Origin of the sequence: Variovorax boronicumulans (genome assembly GCF_030812215.1) — a bacterium.
GTDB lineage: Bacteria > Pseudomonadota > Gammaproteobacteria > Burkholderiales > Burkholderiaceae_C > Variovorax > Variovorax boronicumulans_C.
In genome coordinates this window covers 565,962-588,734 of record NZ_JAUSSG010000002.1, presented here as the reverse complement: position 1 = coordinate 588,734, position 22,773 = coordinate 565,962, and the positions used below count along the sequence as shown (strand labels likewise).

Annotated in this window: 21 protein-coding genes; 15 read left to right on the top strand and 6 right to left on the bottom strand. The window is 68.1% G+C overall.

All coding sequences use genetic code 11. From position 1 onward, the window contains the following. Window positions 1–118 precede the first annotated feature (118 nt). The 4 genes from J2W23_RS09025 to pyrF all read left to right on the top strand — a co-directional run bounded on the left by J2W23_RS09025 (window position 119) and on the right by pyrF (window position 3,880). Complete coding sequence (locus J2W23_RS09025; protein ID WP_307648457.1) at window positions 119–862, top strand: RNA methyltransferase; 744 nt, start codon at window positions 119–121, stop codon at window positions 860–862. A gap of 57 nt (window positions 863–919) precedes the next feature. Further along, window positions 920–1,711: a serine O-acetyltransferase gene (gene cysE, locus J2W23_RS09020; RefSeq protein WP_307648512.1), complete on the top strand. Its 792-nt coding sequence runs from the start codon at window positions 920–922 to the stop codon at window positions 1,709–1,711. Between the two features lie 122 nt (window positions 1,712–1,833). Further along, window positions 1,834–3,075: an MFS transporter gene (locus J2W23_RS09015; RefSeq protein WP_307648456.1), complete on the top strand. Its 1,242-nt coding sequence runs from the start codon at window positions 1,834–1,836 to the stop codon at window positions 3,073–3,075. 1 nt (window position 3,076) lies between these two features. Further along, window positions 3,077–3,880 (top strand): orotidine-5'-phosphate decarboxylase, encoded by an 804-nt coding sequence (gene pyrF, locus J2W23_RS09010; protein ID WP_307648455.1) that lies wholly within the window; start codon window positions 3,077–3,079, stop codon window positions 3,878–3,880. A gap of 77 nt (window positions 3,881–3,957) precedes the next feature. On the opposite strand, the gene cadR is transcribed toward pyrF, so the two are convergent. Continuing rightward, window positions 3,958–4,431 (bottom strand): Cd(II)/Pb(II)-responsive transcriptional regulator, encoded by a 474-nt coding sequence (gene cadR / locus J2W23_RS09005; RefSeq protein ID WP_176656364.1) that lies wholly within the window; start codon window positions 4,429–4,431, stop codon window positions 3,958–3,960. Window positions 4,432–4,502: 71 nt separating this feature from the next. On the opposite strand from cadR, the gene J2W23_RS09000 reads away from it, so the two are divergent. Then, a complete protein-coding gene (locus J2W23_RS09000; RefSeq protein ID WP_307648454.1) occupies window positions 4,503–6,800 on the top strand; it encodes a heavy metal translocating P-type ATPase in 2,298 nt (765 codons plus the stop codon). A gap of 12 nt (window positions 6,801–6,812) precedes the next feature. Here the strand turns inward: J2W23_RS09000 and cysS are convergent, their stop codons facing one another. Next, entirely contained in the window at window positions 6,813–8,192 is a 1,380-nt protein-coding gene (gene cysS / locus J2W23_RS08995; RefSeq protein WP_307648453.1) for a cysteine--tRNA ligase, read from the bottom strand. 239 nt (window positions 8,193–8,431) lie between these two features. After that, window positions 8,432–9,010: a carboxymuconolactone decarboxylase family protein gene (locus J2W23_RS08990; protein ID WP_307648452.1), complete on the bottom strand. Its 579-nt coding sequence runs from the start codon at window positions 9,008–9,010 to the stop codon at window positions 8,432–8,434. A 118-nt stretch (window positions 9,011–9,128) separates the two neighbouring features. On the opposite strand from J2W23_RS08990, the gene J2W23_RS08985 reads away from it, so the two are divergent. From J2W23_RS08985 to J2W23_RS08970, 4 genes are all read left to right on the top strand, one after another. Continuing rightward, window positions 9,129–9,452 carry a winged helix-turn-helix transcriptional regulator gene (locus J2W23_RS08985; protein WP_176656368.1) on the top strand — a complete coding sequence of 108 codons (324 nt, stop codon included), beginning with the start codon at window positions 9,129–9,131 and terminating at the stop codon, window positions 9,450–9,452. 236 nt (window positions 9,453–9,688) lie between these two features. Next, window positions 9,689–10,171 (top strand): DUF4148 domain-containing protein, encoded by a 483-nt coding sequence (locus tag J2W23_RS08980; RefSeq protein ID WP_176656369.1) that lies wholly within the window; start codon window positions 9,689–9,691, stop codon window positions 10,169–10,171. Further along, the gene (locus J2W23_RS08975) at window positions 10,168–10,644 is read left to right on the top strand and encodes a DUF305 domain-containing protein (RefSeq protein ID WP_373423903.1); all 477 of its coding nucleotides are present in this window, start codon (window positions 10,168–10,170) and stop codon (window positions 10,642–10,644) included. Before J2W23_RS08980 ends, J2W23_RS08975 begins: the two co-directional genes overlap by 4 nt. After that, window positions 10,641–12,098 (top strand): YncE family protein, encoded by a 1,458-nt coding sequence (locus J2W23_RS08970; protein ID WP_307648451.1) that lies wholly within the window; start codon window positions 10,641–10,643, stop codon window positions 12,096–12,098. Before J2W23_RS08975 ends, J2W23_RS08970 begins: the two co-directional genes overlap by 4 nt. 4 nt (window positions 12,099–12,102) lie before the next feature. On the opposite strand, the gene J2W23_RS08965 is transcribed toward J2W23_RS08970, so the two are convergent. Then, window positions 12,103–12,843: a response regulator gene (locus tag J2W23_RS08965; protein ID WP_176656372.1), complete on the bottom strand. Its 741-nt coding sequence runs from the start codon at window positions 12,841–12,843 to the stop codon at window positions 12,103–12,105. A 153-nt stretch (window positions 12,844–12,996) separates the two neighbouring features. Between J2W23_RS08965 and J2W23_RS08960 the strand changes: the two genes are divergently transcribed. From J2W23_RS08960 to J2W23_RS08950, 3 genes are all read left to right on the top strand, one after another. Next, the gene (locus J2W23_RS08960; RefSeq protein WP_307648450.1) at window positions 12,997–13,359 is read left to right on the top strand and encodes a hypothetical protein; all 363 of its coding nucleotides are present in this window, start codon (window positions 12,997–12,999) and stop codon (window positions 13,357–13,359) included. Between the two features lie 8 nt (window positions 13,360–13,367). Next, window positions 13,368–15,887, top strand: coding sequence for an ATP-binding protein (locus J2W23_RS08955; RefSeq protein ID WP_307648449.1), 2,520 nt, complete (start codon window positions 13,368–13,370; stop codon window positions 15,885–15,887). Window positions 15,888–15,952: 65 nt separating this feature from the next. Next, window positions 15,953–17,227 (top strand): cation:proton antiporter domain-containing protein, encoded by a 1,275-nt coding sequence (locus tag J2W23_RS08950; protein WP_307648448.1) that lies wholly within the window; start codon window positions 15,953–15,955, stop codon window positions 17,225–17,227. Between the two features lie 22 nt (window positions 17,228–17,249). Here J2W23_RS08950 and J2W23_RS08945 read toward each other — a convergent pair whose 3' ends face one another. Further along, window positions 17,250–18,569, bottom strand: a complete 1,320-nt coding sequence (locus tag J2W23_RS08945) for a heavy metal sensor histidine kinase (RefSeq protein ID WP_307648447.1) — start codon at window positions 18,567–18,569, stop codon at window positions 17,250–17,252. Window positions 18,570–18,666: 97 nt separating this feature from the next. Beyond that, the gene (locus tag J2W23_RS08940; RefSeq protein WP_176656377.1) at window positions 18,667–19,344 is read right to left on the bottom strand and encodes a heavy metal response regulator transcription factor; all 678 of its coding nucleotides are present in this window, start codon (window positions 19,342–19,344) and stop codon (window positions 18,667–18,669) included. A 160-nt stretch (window positions 19,345–19,504) separates the two neighbouring features. Between J2W23_RS08940 and J2W23_RS08935 the strand changes: the two genes are divergently transcribed. The 3 genes from J2W23_RS08935 to J2W23_RS08925 all read left to right on the top strand — a co-directional run bounded on the left by J2W23_RS08935 (window position 19,505) and on the right by J2W23_RS08925 (window position 22,763). Beyond that, a complete protein-coding gene (locus tag J2W23_RS08935; protein ID WP_307648446.1) occupies window positions 19,505–19,879 on the top strand; it encodes a hypothetical protein in 375 nt (124 codons plus the stop codon). A 95-nt stretch (window positions 19,880–19,974) separates the two neighbouring features. Continuing rightward, window positions 19,975–21,345 (top strand): TolC family protein, encoded by a 1,371-nt coding sequence (locus J2W23_RS08930; RefSeq protein ID WP_307648445.1) that lies wholly within the window; start codon window positions 19,975–19,977, stop codon window positions 21,343–21,345. Window positions 21,346–21,362: 17 nt separating this feature from the next. Beyond that, window positions 21,363–22,763: an efflux RND transporter periplasmic adaptor subunit gene (locus J2W23_RS08925; RefSeq protein WP_307648444.1), complete on the top strand. Its 1,401-nt coding sequence runs from the start codon at window positions 21,363–21,365 to the stop codon at window positions 22,761–22,763. Window positions 22,764–22,773: the final 10 nt, after the last annotated feature.

Here is a 22,773-nt window from a genome sequence, read left to right as displayed (position 1 = left end):
AGAACGGTGGGATTGGTCTCCAAAATGCGATCTCTTGGCGACCCTGCGGCCCGGCGATGCGGGCGGCGAGAATCGGGCATTTTACCGGCTCCGCCCCGTTAGTGTCTCCAAACCCCCCATGCGCACCCGTTTCATCCTGATCCAGACCAGCCACGCAGGCAATGTGGGCGCCGCCGCCCGCGCCATGAAAACCATGGGTTTCGACGACCTCGTGCTGGTGGCGCCGCGCTGGGCCAACGTGCTCCGGCGGGAAGAAACCATCCAGCGCGCGAGTGGCGCCCTGGACGTGCTGACCAACGCCCGCATCGTCGAGACGCTGGACGAAGCGCTGGACGGGGTGACCCACTTGTGCGCCACGGCCATGATTCCGCGCGACTTCGGCCCGCCCACCCGCACGCCGCGTGAGCACCTGGAGCCGTTGGCGAAAGCGGGCGATGCGCAGCACGTCGCCTTCCTGTTCGGCTCCGAGCGTTTCGGCATGCGCAATGAAGACGTCTATCGCTGCAACGTCGCCCTGAGCATTCCCACCGACCCCAAATTCGGCTCGCTCAACCTCGGTGCGGCCATCCAGGTGGTGGCCTACGAATGGCGGCTGGCGCTCGGCGGGTACGAGGTGCGCGACGCCACGGCCCCCGTGCAGGCGGCCGATGCGCAGTCGGTGGCGGGCATGCTCGACCATTGGGAGCGCTCGCTGGTGGACATTGGTTTTCTCGACCCGGCCGCGCCGAAGAAGCTGATGCCGCGGCTGCAGCAGCTGTTCAACCGGGCCCAGCCGACACCCGAGGAAATCCACATCCTGCGCGGCATCGCCAAGGCCATGACGGACGCGGCCAAGGGCCCCAGGGGCGGCTCCGGGGGGTAAAACCCCATCGAAAGTACGCGAAGACACCGGGCTTTAGACTGCCCGCCCACTATCGATATAACGACAACAAGGGCAGCGATGTTTTCTCGACTGCGCGCCGACATCCGGTGCATCCTCGAACGCGACCCGGCCGCTCGCAGCGCCTGGGAAGTGATGACGGTCTACCCGGGCTTTCACGCCGTGGTGCTGCATCGCTGGGCGCATGCCTGTTGGACGCATGGATTCAAGTGGCCCGCCCGCTTCATCGCGCACTGGGCGCGCTGGATGACCGGCATCGAGATCCATCCCGCGGCCAAGATCGGCGAGCGCGTGTTCTTCGACCACGCCATGGGCGTGGTGGTCGGCGAGACGGCCGAGATCGGCGACGGCTGCACCATCTACCAGGGGGTGACGCTGGGCGGCACCTCGCTCTACAAGGGCACCAAGCGGCATCCGACGCTGGGAAAGAACGTGGTGGTGAGCGCGGGCGCCAAGGTGCTGGGCGGCTTCGTCGTCGGCGATGGCGCCAAGATCGGCAGCAACGCGGTGGTCATCAAGCCGGTGCCGGCCGGGGCGACCGCGGTGGGCATTCCCGCGCGCATCATCCCGTCGAAGACCGGCGAGAGCGCCGACGTGTCCGAGTCGCAGAAGTTTTCCGCCTACGGCATCACGCAGGAAGACGATCCGCTGAGCCAGGCCATGCGCGGGCTGATCGACAACGCGTCGGGCCAGGAACACCAGATCGCGCTGCTGTGGCAGGCGATTGAGAAGCTGTCGGCCCATCCGGGCACCAAGGACTGCGTGCCCGGGGATGCGGCGCGCGACGAGAGCTTCGAGGCAGAGAAGCTGACGCAGCTGGTGGGGAAGTGAAGTAGCCGGCCGCACGGTCGGTTGGCCAGTTCCCGAGTACAGGCAGAGGTCAGGTATCGGCGAGACAATCGCGGCGCCTTGGCCCACCCGGCGCGCGGTGGCAAGAACCCGGCCTCTCTCTCATGTCATCCCCGCCCGCCGCTTCGACTTCGTCCCCCACGTCCTCGTTCTCCCTGTGGCGCATCGCCATACCGGCCTTTGCCCCCTCGCTGTTGTTCGGATTGGGCGAGGGCGCCATCCTGCCGATCGTGCCGCTGACCGCGCGCGACCTGGGCGCTTCCGTGCCCATGGCCGCGCTGGTCATCGCGATGATCGGCATCGGCTCGCTGTTCAACAACATCCCGGCCTCGATGATCACCATGCGCTGGGGCGAGCGCTGGGCCATCGTCGCGGCGGGTGTGTGGAGCGGCCTCGGCATGCTCCTTTGCGTGTTGACTTCGCATCTGGGCCTGTTCGCCACGGGCTGCTTCATGGTGGGCATGTCGCAGGCGGTCTACAACCTGGCGCGCCAGAGCTACATGACCGAGGCGGTGCCCATCGAATACCGTGCGCGTGCGCTGTCGACGCTGGGCGGCGTCATGCGCATCGGCATGTTCGCGGGACCTTTCCTCGCGGCTGCGGCCGTGCATGCGTTCGGCCTGTGGGCGGCCTATGTCGTCGGCACCGTGGCGGTGATGGCGGCGGCTGCCATCGGCGCGCGCATCCCCGACCTGGAGGCGCCGCCGATCCCGGCCGGGCAGGCCGCGCCCGCCTCGACCTCCATCGTCTCGACGCTGCGGGATCACCGCCACGTGTTCCTCACGCTCGGTGTCGGCGTGGTGCTGGTCAGCGCGGTGCGCGCTTCGCGCCAGGCCGTGATCCCGCTGTGGGCCGACCACCTGATGCTGGCGCCCTCGGTGGCGTCGCTGATCTATGGCCTGGCGGGGGGCATCGACATGCTGGTGTTCTATCCGGCCGGCAAGGTGATGGACAGGAAAGGCAGGCGCTGGGTCGCGGTGCCGTCGATGCTGATCATGGGGCTGGCCATGCTGCTGATGCCTCTCACGTCCGGCGTCGTGACGCTGCTGATCGCTTCCCTCGCGATCGGGTTCGGCAACGGCATCGGCTCGGGGATGATCATGACCCTCGGCGCCGACCACTCGCCGCGCCACGGACGCGCGCACTTTCTTGGCATATGGCGCTTGATGTCCGACATCGGCTCCTCGTGCGGGCCGGCATTGCTGTCTCTGTTGGCCGGAGGGCTGTCGCTTGCTGCGGGGATCGCGGTGACCGGCTTGATTGCCTTTGCCGCGGCGGGGATGCTGGGGTATTGGATTCCGCGGCGTGGGAGTGCGGGTGGCAAGGGAACAGGTGTGACGGGGTAGCTTGCAAGCTGGCTGGCGCGAGACGGTTGAGACGTTGCTGTTTCGATTCGGTCTTGCACGGATGGGTACGATCGGCCAGGAGCAGGCATCAACAGCAATGACCTCATCAGTAATTGTTTCGCTCGACTTCGATTCCGCATCCGACGCGATGGCACTGGTCGCGCTGCTTGGCGCCGAAGCAGACCACTACAAGGCCGGTCTTCAGACGCTGACAGCGGCTGGCCCGGATTTGCCGCGCCACCTTGTCAGCCTGGGCAAGAGCGTGTTCCTCGACCTCAAGCTTCACGAGATTCCCAATTCGGTCGCGGGCGCCGTCAGGGAGGCGGGAAAGCTGGGGGTCACATGGGTAACGGTCCACGCTTCGGCTGGCTCGGCGGTCCTGCGGGCTGCGGTTGATGCGGCAGCGTCCTTCCCTCATCTCAAGGTACTGGCGCTGACGGTCATCACCAGCTTGAGCGATGAAGACTTGCCCGAAATTGGCCTGGCGCCCTCGGTCGATGCACAGGTCCAGAGGCTGGCCCTGTTGGCGAGCAAGGCAGGGTGCCAAGGCGTCGTCGCGTCGGCCCGGGAGGCAAGACTATTGCGTCGGATTCTTCCCGAAGGTGCCCTCATCGTCTGTCCAGGCATCCAGTTACTCGGTAGTGGAGGCGGCGATCAAATGCGGGTTGCCGACCCTGCGGCCGCAGCGGAAGCGGGCGCCTCACATGTGGTGATCGGGCGAGCGATTACAGCGGCTGGCGATCCGGTGATGGCATTCCGAACGGCAACGAATGCATTTCGTGATGGCGCGCGAAGGGCGGCTTGACTGCTGGCGGAGCGCCTTGGGGCCGGCCGCTTTTGAGCACGGGGCAATGTCCGAAGCGCCGCCCTGGATTCACCCCCTCAACCCGACCGCTTCCCCGCCGCGCCGTGCAACGACCCATGCACATGCCCCGCGTGCTGCCCGAAGCTCTCCGGCGCGAGCGCGGCGGTGTCCAGTTCCTGCAGGATGCCGCAGGCACTCGCCGACTCCGGTCCGCAGCACTGCAGGCGCAGTGCCTTCAACTGCTTCTCGAGGGTCTTCAGTTCGGAGATGCGCGCGGCCACGTGGCCGATGTGGTCGTCCAGCAACTGGTTGACCTGGCCGCAGTCGTCCTGCGGTGCGTCGCGGAATTTCAGCAGGCTGCGGATCTCGTCGAGCGTCATGTCCAGCGAGCGGCAGCGCCGGATGAAGCCCAGGCGCTGGGCGTGCTCGTCGTCGTAGATGCGGTAGTTGCCGTCGGTGCGCGCGGGCTCGGGCAGCAACTGCTCGCGCTCGTAGTACCGGATGGTTTCGACCGGCGTGTTCGCGACCTTGGCCAGTTCACCGATTTTCATGATGCGGCAGATCCAGAAGTGGGAATTCAGCGTTTGACTCTACACCTGCTTCAGGGTTTCCAATTGCCTTCATGACGAACCAGAACGCCCTGAAGCCCGTGACGCCGGCCCTTCATCACGACCACGACCATGGTCACGATCACTCCCATGGACCCGCGCACGCCCACGCCCATGCCCACGCCGAAACGTCTTGCTGCGGCAACCCGGTCTGCGGTTCGTCACCACCTGCCGTGGACACCGCCGACATTCCCAAGGGCGCCTTGCTTTTTCGCATTCCCACGATGGACTGCGCGGTCGAGGAGTCCGAGATCCGCCGCGCGCTCGAGCCGGTGGCCGGCATCCAGGGGCTGCGCTTTCGCCTCGGCGAGCGCACCATGGCCATCACGGCCGACGATGGCGCGCTGCCCCGAGCGCTCGATGCGATCCGCAAGGCCGGCTTCAAGCCCGAGCCGGTCGGCGGCACGGCTGCCCCGGCCGCTCCCGCGCGCATTGCGGGAATGAGCACCGGTCTCGCGCGCCTTGTCGCCGCGCTGGTGCTGGCCATCGCGGCCGAATCGATCTCCTTCCTGGCCCTCGACGGCGTGGGCTTCATGGCCGCCGAGATGGTGCTCGCGCTCGCAGCCATCGGCCTGGCCGGCCTCGACACCTACAAGAAGGGCTTCGGCGCACTGGTGCGCGGGCGCCTCAACATCAACGCGCTGATGGCCGTTGCCGTGACCGGTGCCTTCGTCATCGGCCAGTGGCCCGAGGCCGCGATGGTGATGGCGCTCTATGCGATTGCCGAGCTGATCGAAGCCCGCGCCGTCGACCGCGCCCGCAACGCGATCCAGAGCCTGCTCGCGCTCGCACCCGAACAGGCTGAAGTCAAGCAACCCGACGGCAGCTGGCAGACCATGAGGGCGGACGCCGTGGCGCTCGACGCCATCGCGCGCATCCGTCCCGGCGAGCGCGTGCCGCTCGACGGCGTGGTCACCGCGGGCCTGAGCGCCATCGACCAGGCACCGGTCACGGGCGAGAGCATTCCGGTCGACAAGACCGTGGGCGACCCGGTCTTCGCGGGCACCATCAACCAGACCGCCGCGCTGGAATTCCGCGTCACGGCGGTGGCGGCCAACACCACGCTCGCGCGCATCATCCACGCGGTCGAAGAGGCGCAGGGCACGCGGGCGCCCACGCAGCGTTTCGTCGACCGGTTCGCCGCGATCTACACGCCCGCGGTCTTCGTGCTGGCGCTGGCCATTGCGCTGTTCACGCCGCTCTTCATGGACTGGACCTGGCTGCAGGCCATCTACAAGGCGCTGGTGCTGCTGGTCATCGCATGCCCATGCGCGCTGGTGATCTCGACGCCCGTCACCGTCGTGAGCGCGCTCGCATCGGCTGCGCGGCGCGGCATCCTGATCAAGGGCGGCACTTACCTCGAAGAGGCACGCAAGCTCAAGGCGGTGGCGCTCGACAAGACGGGCACCATCACCGAAGGCAAGCCGAAGCTGGTCGAATCGACGGTGCTCGATGCCTCGGGCAGCAACGAAGCGGTGGTGTTCGCGATCGCCGCGAGCATCGCGGGCCGCTCGGACCATCCCGTGTCGAAGGCCATCGCCGAGGGCCTGAAGGGCGAGCGCGAAGAGGTCGGCGACTTCACCGCGCTGCCGGGGCGCGGCGTGCAGGCCGTGCTTTCGGGGCAGGGCTACATGCTCGGCAATCACCGTTTGATCGAGGAGAAGGGCCTGTGCACCCCGGCGCTCGAAGCCGAGCTCAAGCGCCATGAAGAGGCGGGCCGCACCGTGACCTTGCTCGCATCGAGCCAGGCGGTGCTCGCGCTGTTCGCCGTCGCCGACACGATCAAGGAATCGTCGCAAGCCGCCGTGGCTGAATTGCGCGCCCTCGGCGTCGTGCCCGTGATGCTCACCGGCGACAACGCCGCAACCGCCAGGACCATCGGCGGCCACGCCGGCATCGAGGACGTGCGCGGCAACCTGCTGCCCGAAGAGAAGCTCGGCGCCATCAAGGCCATGCAGGCGCGCTACGGCGCGGTCGCGATGACCGGCGACGGCATCAACGACGCACCGGCGCTCGCGCAGGCCGACATCGGCTTCGCCATGGGCGGCGCGGGCACCGACACCGCGATGGAAGCGGCCGACGTGGTCATCATGAACGACGACCTGCGCCGCATTCCCGAGACGATCCGCCTCTCGCGCCGCGCGCACGCGGTGCTGTGGCAGAACATCACGCTGGCGCTCGGCATCAAGGGCGTGTTCTTCGTGCTCGCGGTGTTCGGCAGCGCGACGATGTGGATGGCGGTGTTCGCCGACATGGGGGCGAGCCTGCTGGTGGTGGCGAACGGGCTGCGGTTGATGCGGGCCCCCAAGTAGGCTGCACGGCTTTTACTTCTCGTCCGGGCTCAACCGCTGCCCGCTCGCGCTGTCCTCGACCCGCCAGCCCAGGGCCCGCAATGCATCGCGCAAGCGATCGGCCTCTGCCCAATTCTTGCCGGCGCGTGCTTCCTCGCGGACCGTGAGCAGGGCTGCAACGTTCGCGGGAATGTCCGGAGCGAGCACCTGCCACTCGGCCAGCCGAAGTCCCAGCACGGTGTCGAAATGGTCGACCGTGGCGCGCCGGGTTGCCGCCGGCAGTTCGCTTCTGACCAGCTCCCAGAGAACCGCCAGCGCGCGCGGCAGGTTGAGGTCCTGACCGACCTCGGCGTCGAAGCGACGCACGAACCCTTCGTCGGCCGTGCCACCGCCAGGCCAATCCAGGTACGCCTTGCGCAAGCGGTCCAGCGCGGATTGCGCTGCGGTGATTGCTTCCTCGGTGAAGCGCAAGGTGCTTCGGTAGTGCGCCGTGAGGCAGAGATAACGGTAGGCCAGGGGATCGATGCCTTGATCGACCAGTGTCTGCAGGCGCACGAAATCGCCGTCCGTCTTGGCCATCTTCCTGTCGTCGAGCATGAGGAAGTGGCCATGCATCCAGAAGTTAGCGAGCCGGGTGCCGTGGCATGCCTGCGTCTGCGCGATTTCATTGCTGTGATGCACGCCGATGTGGTCCTCTCCACCGCAGTGGATATCGAACCACGGCCCCAGGTGCTTGGCGGACATGGCTGAGCATTCGATGTGCCAGCCGGGAAAGCCACGGCCCCAGGGGCTGTCCCATTCCATCTGCCGCTTCGAGTTCATCGGACTGAACTTCCAGAGGGCGAAATCGGAAACATCGCGCTTCTCGCCCATTGCGACACGCGTGCCGGCGCGAAGTCCTGCGCGGTCGAGGCGGGCCAGATGGCCGTAGTCGTCCTGCCTGGTTGTGTCGAAGTACAGGCCGTCGGCTGTCTGGTAAGTGTAGCCCTTGCGCTGCAAGGCCGCGATGAATTCCAGTTGCTCGGGGATATGGTCGGTCGCACGCGGCCACGCGGTGGGCTCCAGCAGGTTCAACGCCCGCCAGTCGGACAGGAAGGCTTCGGTGTAGTGCTCCGCGATCTCCCAGGCGGACTTGCCGGTTCGACGGCTTCCTTTCTCCATCTTGTCCTCGCCCTCGTCGGCATCCGAGACCAGGTGCCCGACGTCGGTGATGTTGACGATGTGCCGGACCTCGTACCCGTTCAGCATCAGCACGCGACGCAGCACATCCTCGAACACATAGGTTCGAAGGTTGCCGATGTGCGCGTAGTCGTACACCGTCGGCCCGCAGCAGTACAGGCCCACGTGGTCGGTCTGCAAGGGAGCGAAGGGGCGCACGGTGCGCGACCAGGTGTCGTACAAGGCAAGGGACATTCGGGCCTTTCGTGGAGAGAGTTGCCGGTTGCGCAAAACAAAAAGGCCACCGGTCTTTCAACGGGTGGCCTCAGGGATGCGGACGAAGATCAGGTGCTAGCCGCAAGTGCCCCTTGGCAGGCCGAGACAGCATGCGCGGACAAGTCGGGAGGGCAAAGAAGCATGAGCAACCATGCCAAAGATCCTAGCGGTCGCCTTGGGATCGGTCAATTGCAGGGGAGCGTTCCACGCCCCCGGGCCTACCAGCGCGCGCTCCATTTCTCCAGCGGCACGCGCGCCGCGTTGCACACATAGCTCACCGCGTGATACCAGCCTGCGAGCATCATCAGCTCGATCAGTTGCGCGTGGCTCCAGTGTTCGCCGAGCGATTGCCAGAGCGCCTCGTCGATGTCGCTGTGGTCGTGCAACTGATCGACCAGCCGCACCAGCAGCCGGTCGCGCGGCGCGAGTTGCGCCACGTCTTCGGCCACGGACGCCATCACGCGCCGGTTGACCTCGTTGAATCCGGCCGCATCGGCGAAGGCCGCCACATGCACGCCCCATTCGTACTCGGCGCCGCAGCGGGCGCAGGCGCGGGTGATCACCACCTCGCGGTCGCGCAGGCTGACGGCCGCCTTGCGACCCAGGAGATAGCGGCCCAGCCCCAGTGTTCGCTCTGCGAGTTCCGGGTTGATGGCCAGCACGCGGAAGAGCGCGAGGATCTCGGGTCTTCCGGGCGGGTTCATTCGCGCCAGCAGGTCGGCAATCGGTTCGGGAAAGGGGGCTTCGAGCGGTGGAATGCGAGGCGTGCGAGCGCTTGGCATGGCGGCAGTCGTCATGGTCGGAATCCTTCGTAGAATGCGTTGAAATCGCTACGAAAAGCGTAGCGATTCGGCGCAGTCTATCGCTACGTAATCCGTAGCGCAATGGCGGCCGTTCGATCACCGAAAGCACGACATGGAAAACGAAGAGGAAGCATCGGCGCCGCAGCCCGCGCCAGCAGCGCGGCGGCCCATCATGCGGCTGCTGGAGCAACTGGGCCGCAAGGGCACGCTGCGCATCCTTTGGGAACTGCGCGACGGCGCGCCGCAGAGCTTCAGGGCGCTGCGGGTGAGCACGGACGACATGTCGCCCTCGGTGCTGAACGACCGGCTCAAGGAGTTGCGCACAGCCGGCATCGTCGAGCTCTCGGGCACGGGCTATGTGCTCACCGAGGCGGGCGGTGAACTCGTCAAACGGCTGACACCACTCAACCAGTGGGCCAACCGCTGGATCGAATAGCCCGAAAGGCCAAAGGAAAACGGCCGCGTATTTCATCTGCAATCGTTCCCGCTTCATCTGAATCGGCCGCGCCGCGCGCGCAATCCGTGCGCAACGCGCGCTTCGCAAAGTAGAGCCCGAGACAAGCACCGCCCCCGGTGCCTGGATCACCCCGTGTTGGCTTGGGGCTTGCCGGACGCGTGTCTGCCGGCGCACCCCTTCTACTTTTTCAGATGCGCATCTAGAAGGAAACGATCATGAAGAAACTCAATGCCGCCATGGCTGCACTTGCCGCCACCGTGATGCTCACCGCGGCCGGTGCCGCCTCGGCCCAGAGCCTGACCCGCGCCGAGGTCGTCGCGCAATTGAAGGCGGCCCAGGCCAGCGGCCAACTGGCTGCGCTGACGGGCGAAGACAGCGGCTCGGCCTACCTGTCGCGCCATTTCCAGTCGAGCGAACCGCGCGCCGAAGTGAAGGCCGAACTGGCACAGGCCAAGGCCGACGGCACGCTCGGCGTGCTGGTCGCCACCGACAGCGGTTCGGCTTACCTCTCGCGCAACTTCAAGTCGACCGAGCCGCGCGCCGAGGTCAAGGCCGAGCTGGCCGCGGCCGAGAAGGGCGGTCACTTCGATGCGCTCTACGGCGAAGACAGCGGCTCGTTCTTCCTTGCGCACGGCGGTAATGCAGCGGCGACGAACAGCGCAGTCGCAATGGCCGCGCCGCAGAGCGCAGGCCAGTGAGCGCCGCGTCCCCGCGCCGCCAGCGCGGCATCGCGCTGGCGGCTGGGGCGGTTGCGGCGCTGGTCGCTGCCGTGGGCGTGTTGCCCGCGGCGGCCGACTCGCTCGCCGCCGCCTTCGCCGCCGAGAACGACGCCGCCATGAGCCGGATGATGGCCGCGATGGAGATCAAGCCCTCCGGCGACGTCGATCGCGATTTCGCCGCGATGATGATTCCGCACCACCAGGGCGCGATCGAAATGGCGCAGGCCGAGTTGCGCTACGGCCGCAACGAGCAACTGCGCCGCATCGCGCAGGAAATCATCGTCGAGCAGCAGCAGGAGATCGCGGCGATGCGCCTCGCGCTCGGCCAGCCGCTGCCGCCCTCGGCACCTGCACCGACGCAGGGCCTTGCCGCCACCGACACGACAAATTCCTTGCCGCATCCACCACACACGATGCCCGGCATGCACATGGAGCACCGAGACAACCCATGACCCCCATTCGTCACGCCGCCGCGCTGCTGTGCGCATCGCTTTTTCTCGCCTCGTCATTCGCGGAAGCGGGCCAGGTCCCCGGCGCCGCCGCGTCAGCCGACATTCCGGTGAGCCACCGCGACCGCGTCTACGCCGCCGAGCAGTTCTCCAACACCGTCTCCGTGACCGATCCGGTCGACAACAAGCTCTTGGGCGTGATCCGCCTGGGCGATCCGTCGCCTGGCAATTTCAGCCCGCTCTACAAGGGCCAGGTGCTGGTGCACGGCATGGGCTTCTCGCCCGACCACCGCACGCTCGCCATCGTGTCGATCGGCTCGAACTCGGTGACCTTCATCGACACCGCGACCAACGCCGTCAAGCACACCACCTACGTCGGCCGCTCGCCGCACGAGGCCTTCTTCACGCCCAACGGCAAGGAGGTGTGGGTCACGGTGCGCGGCGAGAACTACGTGTCGGTGATCGATGCGGCCACCTTCGAGGAGAAGACCCGCATCGTCACGCCCGCCGGGCCCGGCATGCAGATCTTCTCGCCGGACGGCAAGTACGGCTACGTGTGCTCCTCATTCAACCCAGAGACGGTGGTGATCGACACCGCCACGAAACAGATCGTCGGCCGCGTGGAGCAGGACAGCCCGTTCTGCCCCAACATCGCGGCCACGCCCGATGGCAGGCAGGTGTGGCTCACCCTCAAGGACGTAGGCCGCACGATGGTGTTCGATGCGAAGCCGCCGTTCGCGGTCATCAAGTCGTTCGACACCGGGCCGATCACCAACCACGTCAACTTCGCCGCCACGAAGAAGGGCACCTTCGCCTACGTGACCATCGGCGGGCTCAACCAGGTGAAGGTGTTCCGCACCGACGATTTCTCGCAGGTCGCAACCATTCCGGTCGGCAAGCTGCCGCACGGCATCTGGCCTTCGGGCGACGGCTCGCGCATCTACGTGGGGCTGGAGAACGCCGACGCGCTCGCCGCCATCGACACGGCGACGAACAAGGTCGTGGGCGAAGTGCCCATCGGCCAGGCGCCGCAGGCGATTGCCTATGTGCCGAATGCGGTGCCGGAGGGCGACGGCCTGCAGGGGCTGCAGCCGCTCGGCGTGGCGGGGCAGGCCGCGCACCTGACGCTCGTGGCCGTGCAGGGCGACAAGGCGGGTACGCCCACCAGCGTGACGCTGTTCGACCAGGGGCTCACGCAGGTGCTGCAAGCGTCCGCGACGGGGCTCGAGCCGAAGGCGCCCTATGTGCTGGCACTCGCCGAGCAGCCCGATGGCGGCGGCGCGCTGCAGCCGCTGGCCAACTTCATGACCAACCCCGCGGGCTCGGCCATCGTGAACGCCATCGGGCCGATCCGGCAGATCGTGCAGTCGAATGCGCAAGCTTCGCGGCGCTATCTGGTGATCGCGCCGCAGGTGGCGGGCCAGCCCGGCAAGCCGGTGCAGGTGCAGGGCCTTTGAGGCCCTAGTTCAGCGCGTCGACCGGCGTATCGAACACGTAACCCGCACCGCGCTCGGTGCGGATGAACTGCGGCGACGAGGCATCGACCTCGATCTTTCGCCGCAGGCGCAGGATCTGCACGTCGATCGACCGGTCGTACACCTCCGCGCCGTGCAGGCGCGAGAGTTCGAGCAGCTGGTCGCGCGAGAGCACGCGCTGGGGCGCCTCGCACAGCGCCAGCAGCAGGTTGAATTCGCCGTTGCTCAGTTCCACCCGCCGGCCGTCCGGACCGGTGAGGCGGCGCACCAGCACGTTGAGTTCCCAGCCCGCGAAGCGATAGGCCCGGCGTTCGGTGCCGCCCTTGGCCGGCGCGGCCGCGGTGGCGTCGCGCTGCACCTGGTAGCGCCGCAGCACCGCGCGGATGCGCGCGAGCAGTTCGCGGTTGCTGAAGGGCTTGGTGATGTAGTCGTCGGCCGCGATCTCCAGGCCCATGACGCGGTCGGCCTCGTCGCGCTTGCCGGTCACGATGATGACGGGAATGGCGCTGGTCTCGCGCAGGTGGCGTGCCAGGTGCATGCCGTCTTCGCCGCCCAGGCGCAGGTCGAGCACCACCAGGTCGATGACCGATTCCGCGAGCGCCTTCTTCATCTCGGCGCCCGAGACGGCGGTGGTCACGCGCAGCTCGTTCTCGGTGAGGTACTCGGCCATCAGTTCCCGGATGGCCGGATCGTCGTCGACGACAAGGATGTGGTGGCTGGCGCTCATGGAACCGAAGGGTAATGCAACTTCGCTGCGCGCGGCCTGCGAGCGGATTACAGATGAAATGTCCGCGCCACGGCCGACATGAGGGCGGCATGTGCGGGAGCGCCAATGGAGCCTGGGCGGCAACCCGCGCCGCCTGCACCGAACAGAGACACCATGCCGACCGTCGTAGTGATCGAGGAAGATAGCGCCATGCGAACACTGATTTGCGAATGGCTGCTGGGCGAGGGCTACGCCGTGCGGGCGCTGCCCGCGCAGGGCGCCTCCAGTGGTGCCGATGCAGACCTGGTGATCGTCGATGTGCCCGACCTGCGGGGCGGCGGCGCCGACACGGTGCGCGCCGTGCGGGCCGGCTATCCGCGGGCGGCGCTCATCGGCCTCTCGACCCGCCTCGGCCGCAGCCTGCACAGCGATTCGAACCCGGCCCTGGCCCTTGGCCTGCGCCGCCTCGTCGCCAAGCCCTGCGCGCGCGGCGAACTGCTGCAGGCCGTGGCCGACACCCTCGGCGCGGCTCACTGATTCCCTCCATGAAATCCGCCGACCGCCTGCGCCGCCGCATCGTTGCCGCCGGCGTGTTGCTGATCGCCGCGTGCATCGGCTCGGCGGGCTACGACGGCTGGCGGCTGCACCAGCAGATCATGCTGGCCAACGAGCGCGAGCTCGGCAACCTTGCCAAGGCGCTGGCCGAGCAGTCGCTGCGCAGCATGCAGGCGGTCGACGTGGTGCTGCGCGACACCGCGAACTGGTACGGGGCTGCCAGCGGCGGCTTCGGGCCCGGCGAGGTGTCGCCCGGCCTGGCCTCCCGCACGGTCGGCGTGCCGCAGGTGAGCGTGCTGACCGTCGTCGATGCCCACGGCATGCAGCGCCACCGCTCGCGCGACACCGGCGGGCCGCTGTCCGACGTGTCCGACCGGCCGTACTTCACCGCGCAGCGCGATTCGCGCGACACGGGCCTTTTCATCAGCGAGCCGATGACCACGCGCACGGAAGGCATGCCGGGGCTGGTGGTGTCGCGCCGCATCGACGGGCCGAACGGCGCGTTCGGCGGCGTGGTCACCGCCATCGTCACGCTGCAGCACCTGGAAGGCATGTACTCGGCCATCCAGCTGGGCAAGGGCAGCTCGCTGCTTCTCACGCTGAGCGACGGCACGCTGGTGGTGCGCCAGCCGGGGCCCAACGATCCGGCCAAGAAGCTGAGCTTTCCCGAACTCGCGGCACTGAAGGAAGGCGGCAAGGTCGCGCGCGCCATCAACCCGATGGACGGCCGGCCCAAGCTGATCGCCGCGGTGGGCGTGGGCAAGCGGCCGCTCATCCTGGCCGTCATGCGCGACGAGGAAGAGGCGCTGCGGCCCTGGTACGACGAGATGTGGAGCTCGGGCATCCGCACGGTGCTCCTGATCTTGCTGGTGGTGCTCACCATCGTCGGCCTCCTGCGCCAGTTGCGCCGGCAGGAGCGCGGCGAGCTGGCGCTGCGCCAGAGCGAGGAGCGCTACGCCATGGCCATGGAGGCCGCGAACGAAGGCCATGCCGAATGGAACGTCGCAGAGGACACGGTGTTCGTCTCCGACAAGTGGCGCGCGCTGCACGGCGTCGATGCGTCGGCGCCGCTCGCCACCTCGGCCGACGTGCTGCGCCATGTGCACCTGCACCCCGACGACGCGCCGCACGCCAAGGCCGCCCTCGACGACCACCTGGCCGGCCGCACGCACGCGGTCGAGCTCGAATACCGCGTGCGCCACGCCGGCGGAGAGTGGCGCTGGATCCACGCGCGCGGCCGCTGCGTGCGCGACGAGGCCGGCGCGGCGCTGCGCCTCTTCGGCGCCGCCACCGACGTGAGCGACCGCAAGCTCGCCGAGGCCGACAAGGCCCGGCTCGAGGCGCGCCTGCAGCAGACGCAGCGGCTCGAGGCGCTGGGCACCCTGTCGGGCGGCATCGCGCACGACTTCAACAACATCCTGGGCGCCATCCTCGGCTTCGGCGAAATGGCGCAGCAGCAGGCCGAGACCGGCAGCGCGATGCGCCGCCACATCGATCGCGTGATGCAGGCCGGCGCCCGCGCGCGCCTGCTGGTGCGGCGCATTCTCGATTTCAGCCGCAGCGGCATCGCCGAGCGCGTGCCGGTCAACATGCAGGCGCTGGTCGAAGAAGTGATCGCCATGCTCGTGCCCACGCTGCCGCCGGGCCTGCGCGTGGACGCGCGGCTGCAGTCCGGCGGCGCGGCCGTGGTGGGCGATGGCACGCAGCTCTACCAGGTGGTGATGAACCTTTGCACGAACGCCGTGCAGGCGATGGGCGAGGAGGGCGTGGTGAGCCTCCGGCTCGACCGCGTGGACATCGCCGGGAAGCGCGCGCTGCTGCACGGCGACATCGCGGCCGGTTCGTACGTGCGCCTGGATGTGGGCGACACCGGCCCGGGCATTTCGCCCGAGGTGCTGCAGCGCATGTTCGATCCGTTCTTCACCACCAAGAAGGTGGGCGAGGGCACGGGCCTCGGTCTTTCGGTGGTGCACGGTATCGTGGCCGATATCGGCGGTGCCATCGACGTGGCGACCGGCAACGGCCGGCCGACCGTGGTCTCGGTGTGGCTGCCGCTGTTGCAGGGACAGGTGGCGGACGGCGGGCCGGCGCAGGCACCGCTGGACACCGTGCCCGGCTGCCCGCGCGGCAACGGCGAGGTCGTGATGATCGTGGACGACGAGCAGCCCTTGCTCGAACTGGCCGAGGAACTGCTCGCGAGCCTGGGCTACGAGCCGGTGGGCTTCGGCACCAGCGAGCGCGCGCTGGCCGCGTTCGAGGCCGACCCGCGGCGCTTCGACGCGGTGCTCACCGACGAGATGCTGCCCGGCATGCCCGGCAGCGAGCTGGCCCGGCTGCTGCGCTCGAAGCGCCCGGAGTTGCCCGTCGCACTGGTGAGTGGCAACGTCAACGTGGCGCTCGAACAGCGGGCGCGCGATGCGGGCGTGGCCGCCGTGCTGCACAAGCCGCTGGGGTTGCAGGAGCTGGCCGAGTGCCTCGCGCGCATCCTAGCGGCCCGGCGGCCGGATTGAACCGGGTCCCCTGCGGCACTAACATCGGCGGCTACGCCCCCTGGCCCTCGCGCCCCCGATCTCCCATGTCCGTCACCACCCTCCTGCTGCAACTCGTCGTCATCCTCACCACCGCGCGCATCTGCGGCTGGGTGCTGCGCTACCTGGGGCAGCCCAGCGTGGTGGGCGAAATGGCCGCGGGCCTGATGCTCGGGCCGGCCGTGATGGGCGCGCTCTTTCCTGCGCTGCATGCGCAACTCTTCGCCAAGGACCTGCTGCAGGGCCTGTCGTCGCTGTCGACGGTGGGGCTGGTGCTGTTCATGTTCGTCGTGGGGCTGGAGCTGCGGTCCTCGCAGAACATGCGCTCGCAGATCAAGGCGGCGGGGGCGGTGGGCGTGCTCAGCGTGATCGTGCCGCTGGCGCTGGGCCTGGCGATCTCGCCGGCGCTGTACCCCACGCTCGCACCGGCCGGCGTTGCGTTCTGGCCCTTTGCGCTCTTCATGGCGGCCGCGCTCTCCATCACGGCCTTCCCCGTCATGGCGCGCATCCTGAAGGACCGCGGCATGACGCGCACGTCCTTCGGCCAGCTGTCGCTCAGCGCCGCCGCGGTGGTCGATGTGTTCGCCTGGGTCCTGCTGGCCTTCGTGGTGGCGCTGGTGGGCGCGGGCGAGGGCTATGCGGGGCTCATCAAGATCACCGTCGGCGTGGTGGTGATGCTGGCCTTTCTGTTCTTCGGGCTGAAGCCCGCCTTTGCCTGGCTGCTGCGCGTGAAGGCGCCCGACGGCGAGCCTTCGACCACGGTGATGGCCTCGCTGATGATCGGCCTCCTGGTCACCGCGCTGCTCACCGAATGGCTGCACCTGCACGCGGTGTTCGGCGCTTTCCTGTTCGGCGCCTGCCTGCCGCGCGACGACCGTCTCCTGCGTTCACTGAGCGAGCGCATCGAGCCCATTTCCATCGTCGTGCTGATGCCGCTCTTTTTCGCGCTCGCCGGGCTGGGCACCACCGCCAGCGCCTTCACCGGCACGAGCCTCGGCGCGATGCTGCTGATCATCGGCGTCGCCACCGTCGGCAAGATCGCCGGCGGCGCGGCCGGCGCACGCATGGCGGGCTACAGCTGGCGCGACAGTATGGCCACCGGCTCGTTGATGAATGCGCGCGGGTTGATGGAACTGATCGTGATCAAGATCGGTTTCGACGTGGGCCTGATCGGCCCCGAGCTCTTCACGATGCTGCTGGTGATGGCGCTCGCCACCACCGCGATGACCGGGCCGCTCATGACGCTGTGCCTCGGCCGCAAGCCGAAGCCCGCGGCCGACGCGGCGGCCCCGGCCGAAGCCGAGGCGCACGCCAAGCCCTGAGCGCGCCCGGCTTGCGCCGGCCTCAGCCGTTGCGGCGCACCGTGAAGCCGATGCGCGTTTCCCCGCCCTCGCTCGACGCGAACACGCGCCCGCCGTGCATGCGCGCGATGGCCTCGACGATGGAAAGGCCCAGCCCGTGGTGCCGCGTCGATTCGTCGCGTGCCTGCGCGGCGCGATAGAAACGTTCGAACAGGCGGGGAAGGGCGGTCGGATCGATCGGCTCCCCGCGGTTCACGACCGAGAGCACGAATTCGTCGCGATCCTCTTTCAGTTCGATGCGGATGGCCGACGCAGGTGCGGCGAAGCGGATCGCGTTGCCCAGGAGGTTCGAGAGCGCGCGCCGAACGAGCGAGGCGTCTACATCGGCCATCGCATCGCCGGCCACTTCGGCCTTCAGGCCGGCCTCCTCGAGCATCGCGTCGTAGAAGTCGATCACGTCGCGCGCCTGCGCCGCGAGGCTCACCACGGTGCGCGAGCGCGTCGAGGTGCCGCGGTCGGCTTTGGAGAGAAACAGCATGTCGGTGACGATGCCCGAGAGCCGGCCGATCTCCTCGAGGTTGGAGGTCAGCACGCCCTGCAGCTCTTCGTTGGAGCGTTGCCGCGTGAGCGCGAGTTCGGTGGATCCGATCAGGTTGGCGAGCGGCGTGCGCAGCTCGTGCGCCACGTCGGCGTTGAAGGATTCGAGCTGCACGTAGGCGCGCTGCACCCGCAGCAGCAGCGCATTGAACTGCGTGATCCACGGCCGCAGTTCTTCGGCGAAAGCCAGCGCATCGATCGGCTGGTTGGCCTTGTCGGGCGCCATGGCCGCGGTGCGGTCGGCCAGCGCTTTCAGTGGACGCAGGCCGCGCCTCACCAGCCACATGCCCGTGAGCGACACCAGCGCGGTGCCCAGCACCACGGCGCCCAGCAGCGTCCACGCGAGCCGCTCAAGCAAGCGCGCTTCTTGTGCGACGTTCACGCCGAGCTGCACCTGCAGGTTGGTTGTCAGGTCACCTTGCTGCCAGGGCACCGTCAGGTCGCGGCGCAGCCAGCGGCCACCGGCGGTCGGCCGCGACTCGAAGAGCTGCTTGCCCGCATGCGAGATCGACAGGCTCACGTCGTCCTGCATCGAGAAGAAATCGTCGAGCTTGTGCCTGAGGAAGACGAGGTCGCCGCCTTTCTCGGCCTCCTTCAGCAGGTGCTCTACCAGCACCGCCTTCTGGTCGAGTTCTTCCTCCTGCTTCTCGCCGAAGTTCCAGGCCGTCACGAGGTAGATGGCCAGGCAGATCACGCTGAGCCCGAAGAGCGTCTGCGCGGCGATCCAGAGCGAGAGGCGGCGCTGGATCGATTGCGGGCGATTCATCGCGAAAATGCCGCGGAACCGGCTTTGCCGGGCCGCAGGCATTGCCCCCTGCAAAGGGGTGGGCGGCCACACGAAGTGGGCAAGCCTGGGGGTCGGGTCATGCCCAGGAGCGGTCTTCCAGCACGTAGCCCATGCCACGCACCGTGTGCAGCAGCTTCACTTCGAACGGATCGTCGATCTTGCTGCGCAGGCGCCGGATGGCCACCTCCACCACGTTGGTGTCGCTGTCGAAGTTCATGTCCCACACCTGCTCGGCGAGCGTGGTGCGCGAGAGGATCTGGCCGCGCCGGCGCAGCAGCACCACCAGCAACGTGAACTCCTTGGCCGTGAGGTCGAGCCGCACGCGGTTGCGAAACACCTTGCGGCTCGCCATGTCGAGCTCGAGGTCGGCCAGGCGCAGCACGGTCGAATCTTGCGCCTTGCCGCGCCGAAGCAGCGCCTGCACGCGCGCCAGCAGTTCAGAGAAGGAGAAGGGCTTGACGAGGTAGTCGTCGGCGCCTTGTTGCAGGCCCTGCACCCGGTCTTCGACCTTGTCGCGTGCGGTGAGCACCAGCACGGGCACGTTCTTCGTGCGGCGTATCGCCTGGAGCACCGCGAAGCCGTCGATGCCGGGCAGCATCACGTCGAGCAGGACCAGGGCGTACTCTCCCTCGGTGGCGAGGTATCGGCCCTCGATGCCGTCGCGGGCGATGTCGACGACGTATCCGTTTTCCTCCAGCCCTTTTTTAAGGTAATCGCCCAGTTTGGGTTCGTCTTCGATGACAAGGATTCTCATCGTCAGATCGTACCCAATGGCTCTCAAAACACTGGTTACGATTTAGTAATCCTATTGACAGACAAAGCCTCGCCCTCAAGTCGTACATTGCGCCGGGCCCTCGATCCGGAGGGCTTTTTGCGGACGGGGCCTTGCACCCCGCCGATATACTTTTTGGCTCATGCGTCGCTGGCTCTTGATCTTTCTGCTGCTCCTGCTTCCTTTCCAGCTCAGCTGGGCGGCGTCGGCGGCGTATTGCCAACACGAGCGCGACACGCAGCCCGAGCATTGGGGCCACCACCAGGACGACCCCAACAGCACCGACCGCACGCACAACACCAACGGCGCGAAGCAGGACACCAGCACGCAGCCGAACGGCGCGGTCGGGCACTGCATCGTCAGCCACTTCGGCGCCGCGCAGCATGTGGGCATGGCGACCGGCGATGCCGCCGGCGCAGCGCAGCTGCCCCAGGTGCTGCACGCCAGAACGGAAGATCGTTTCGTTTCCCATGTCTCCGAAGTCCCCGTGCGCCCCGCGCGGACTCTCGCCCTTTGATTCGGCGAGAGAACACCACCCACCACTGATTCCTTTCATCAGCTGAGCTCTCGCCGAATTCGTCCGTCCGTTGTTTCGCAACCCAGGAGAATTCGATGCGCACGCTCTTCGTGCCGCTGGCCGTGTTGGCCTTGGCGGTGCCCCCGGCCCATTCACAGCAATCACAGCAGCTACAGCAATCACAGCAGCCCTCGCAACCAGAGGCTGCTGCCGGCTCCCAGTCTTCCTCATCCCGCCCGGCCGCCCGAACGCTGGAGCCCGCGGGTCCGCTGACCCTTCGCAGCGCCGTCGCGATGGTGCTGCAGTCCAACCCCAGCCTGTCCGCAGCCTCGCGGGAGCAGGAGGCCACCGAGGGCGCCATCGTCCAGGCCGGTGCCTGGCCCAACCCCGTGCTCGGCGCGCAGCTGGAAGACCTGCGGCGCGACAACCGCACCACCACGCTGCAGCTGAGCCAGCCCATCGAGCTGGGCGGCAAGCGTGCGGCCCGCGTGACGGCCGCGGAGCGCGCGCGCGACCAGGCCGCCTCGGCGCTGGTTGCACGCCGTTCGGAACTGCGGGCTTCGACGGTCACGCTGTTCTTCGAGGTGCTGACCGCGCAGGAGCGCCTGCGGCTCGCGCAGGACTCGGTCGGCCTCGCGCAGATCGCGACGAAGGCTGCCGCCAACCGCGTCACCGCCGGCAAGGTCTCGCCGCTGGAGGAAACCCGCGCGCGCGTGGCCGAGGCGGGTGTGCGCGTCGAGCTGCTGCAGGCCGAGGGCACGCTGCGCTCCGCGCGCCAGCAGTTGGCCGCGCTGTGGGGCAATCCGGCGCCGCGCTTCACGCAGGTGGATGGCGCGGTCGACCAGTTGCCGGCGCTTGTCTCGTCTCCAGACGTTGAGGGCCGGCTCTTCGCTGCGCCCGTGCTGCGGCAGGCGCGGCTCGAAATCGAACGGCGCGAGGCGCTCTCCAGCCTGGAGCGGGCCAAGCGCATCCCCGACATCACGGTGTCGCTGGGCGCCAAGCGCGTGCCGGCGTCCACCGACACCGAAGGCGCGAGCAGCCGCCGCAACCAGGTCGTCGTCGTCCTCTCGGTGCCACTGCCGATCTTCGACACCAACCGCGGCAACCTCGCCGAGGCATTGAGCCGCGAGGAGAAAGCGCGCGACGACCTCGCCGCCGCCGAGCTGCAACTGGGTGCCGACGTGGCGCAGGCCACCGAGCGCCTGCGCTCGGCGCGCGCCACGGCCGAGACGCTGCAGCGCGATGCGCTCCCCGGCGCCGAGACCGCCTACAGGGCCGCGACCAAGGGCTTCGAGCTGGGCAAGTTCAGCTTTCTCGAAGCGCTCGATGCGCAGCGCACGCTGTTCCAGGTGCGCAACCAGTACCTCGTCGCATTGGCCGAGGCGCACCGCGCGGCCGGCGAACTCGACCGCCTGCTCGGCACCGACGGCGAAGAAACCCTGCATGCGACGCCCGTCGCACGCTGACAAGGACACCCAAGATCATGAACACCCAAGAAGAACGCAAGACTTTCACCGAGCGCACCAGCAAGAAGCAATGGATGGCGGTCGTGGCCATCCTGGTCCTGGGCTTCGCGGCAGGGGCGCTGATCCTGCGCACCGAGCCATCCAAGCCCCAGGCGGCCGGCCATTCGGAGGCCGGCGGGCATTCCGATGGCGAGCACCACGAGGAAGGAAAGGCCGAGGGCAAGGACGACCATGACCACGGCCATGAAGAGGCCAAGGGCCATGGCGACAAGGAGCACCACGGCGAGGAGGCCAAGGCGCAGGGCGAAAAGAGCGAAAAGAGCGAAAAGGGCGCTCCCGCCGAAGCAAAGGCCGAGGCCAAGGGCGAGTCGGCAGCGCACAAGGAGGACGAGGAAAAGATCCCCTTCACCGACGAGCAGGTCAAGGCGGCCGGCATGGCCATCGAAAGCGCCGGCCCCGCGCGCATCAAGACCTCGCTGCAGTTGCCCGGCGAGATCAAGTTCAACGAAGACCGCACGGCCCACGTGGTGCCGCGCGTGGCGGGCGTGGTCGACAGCGTGTCGGCCAACCTCGGGCAGGAAGTCAAGCGCGGGCAGGTGCTCGCGGTGCTCTCGAGCCCGGGGCTCTCGGAGCAGCGCAGCGCGCTGCAATCGGCGCAGCGCCGCCTGGACCTGGCCCGCACCACCTACGAGCGCGAGAAGAAACTCTGGGAAGAAAAGATCTCGCCGCAGCAAGACTACCTGCAGGCCCAGCAGGCCATGCAGGAAGCGCAGATCGCCGTGGCCAATGCCAACCAGAAGCTGCTGGCGCTCGGCGCCACGCCGGGTTCGGCCGCGCTCGGCCGCTACGAGCTGCGCGCGCCTTTCGACGGCATGGTGGTCGAGAAGCACATCTCGCTCGGCGAATCGGTGGGCGAGGCCGTCAACGTGTTCACCATTTCCGACCTCTCGACCGTGTGGGCCGAGATCAGCGTGGCGGCCAACAACCTGAACCTGGTGCGCATCGGCGAGCCGGTGACCATCCGCTCCAGCGCCTTCGACCAGACGGCGAGCGGCACCGTGTCGTACGTGGGATCGCTCATCGGCGCGCAGACGCGCACGGCCACGGCGCGCGTCACGCTGACCAACCCGCAGCGCGTGTGGCGCCCGGGCCTGTTCGTGAACGTGGAGTTGGTGTCGTCCGAGGCGGATGCGCCCGTCACCGTCTCGGCCGATGCGGTGCAGACGGTGGAAGAAAAACCCACCGTCTTTCTCAAGGTGCCTGGCGGCTTTTTGCCGCAGCACGTGCAGACCGGTCGCAGCGACGGCAAGCGCATCGAAATCGTGGGCGGCCTGAAGCCCGGTGCGGCCTATGCCGCGAGCGGCAGCTTCGTCATCAAGTCGCAGCAGGGCAAGAGCTCTGCCACGCACACCCACTGAGGACGTCCGC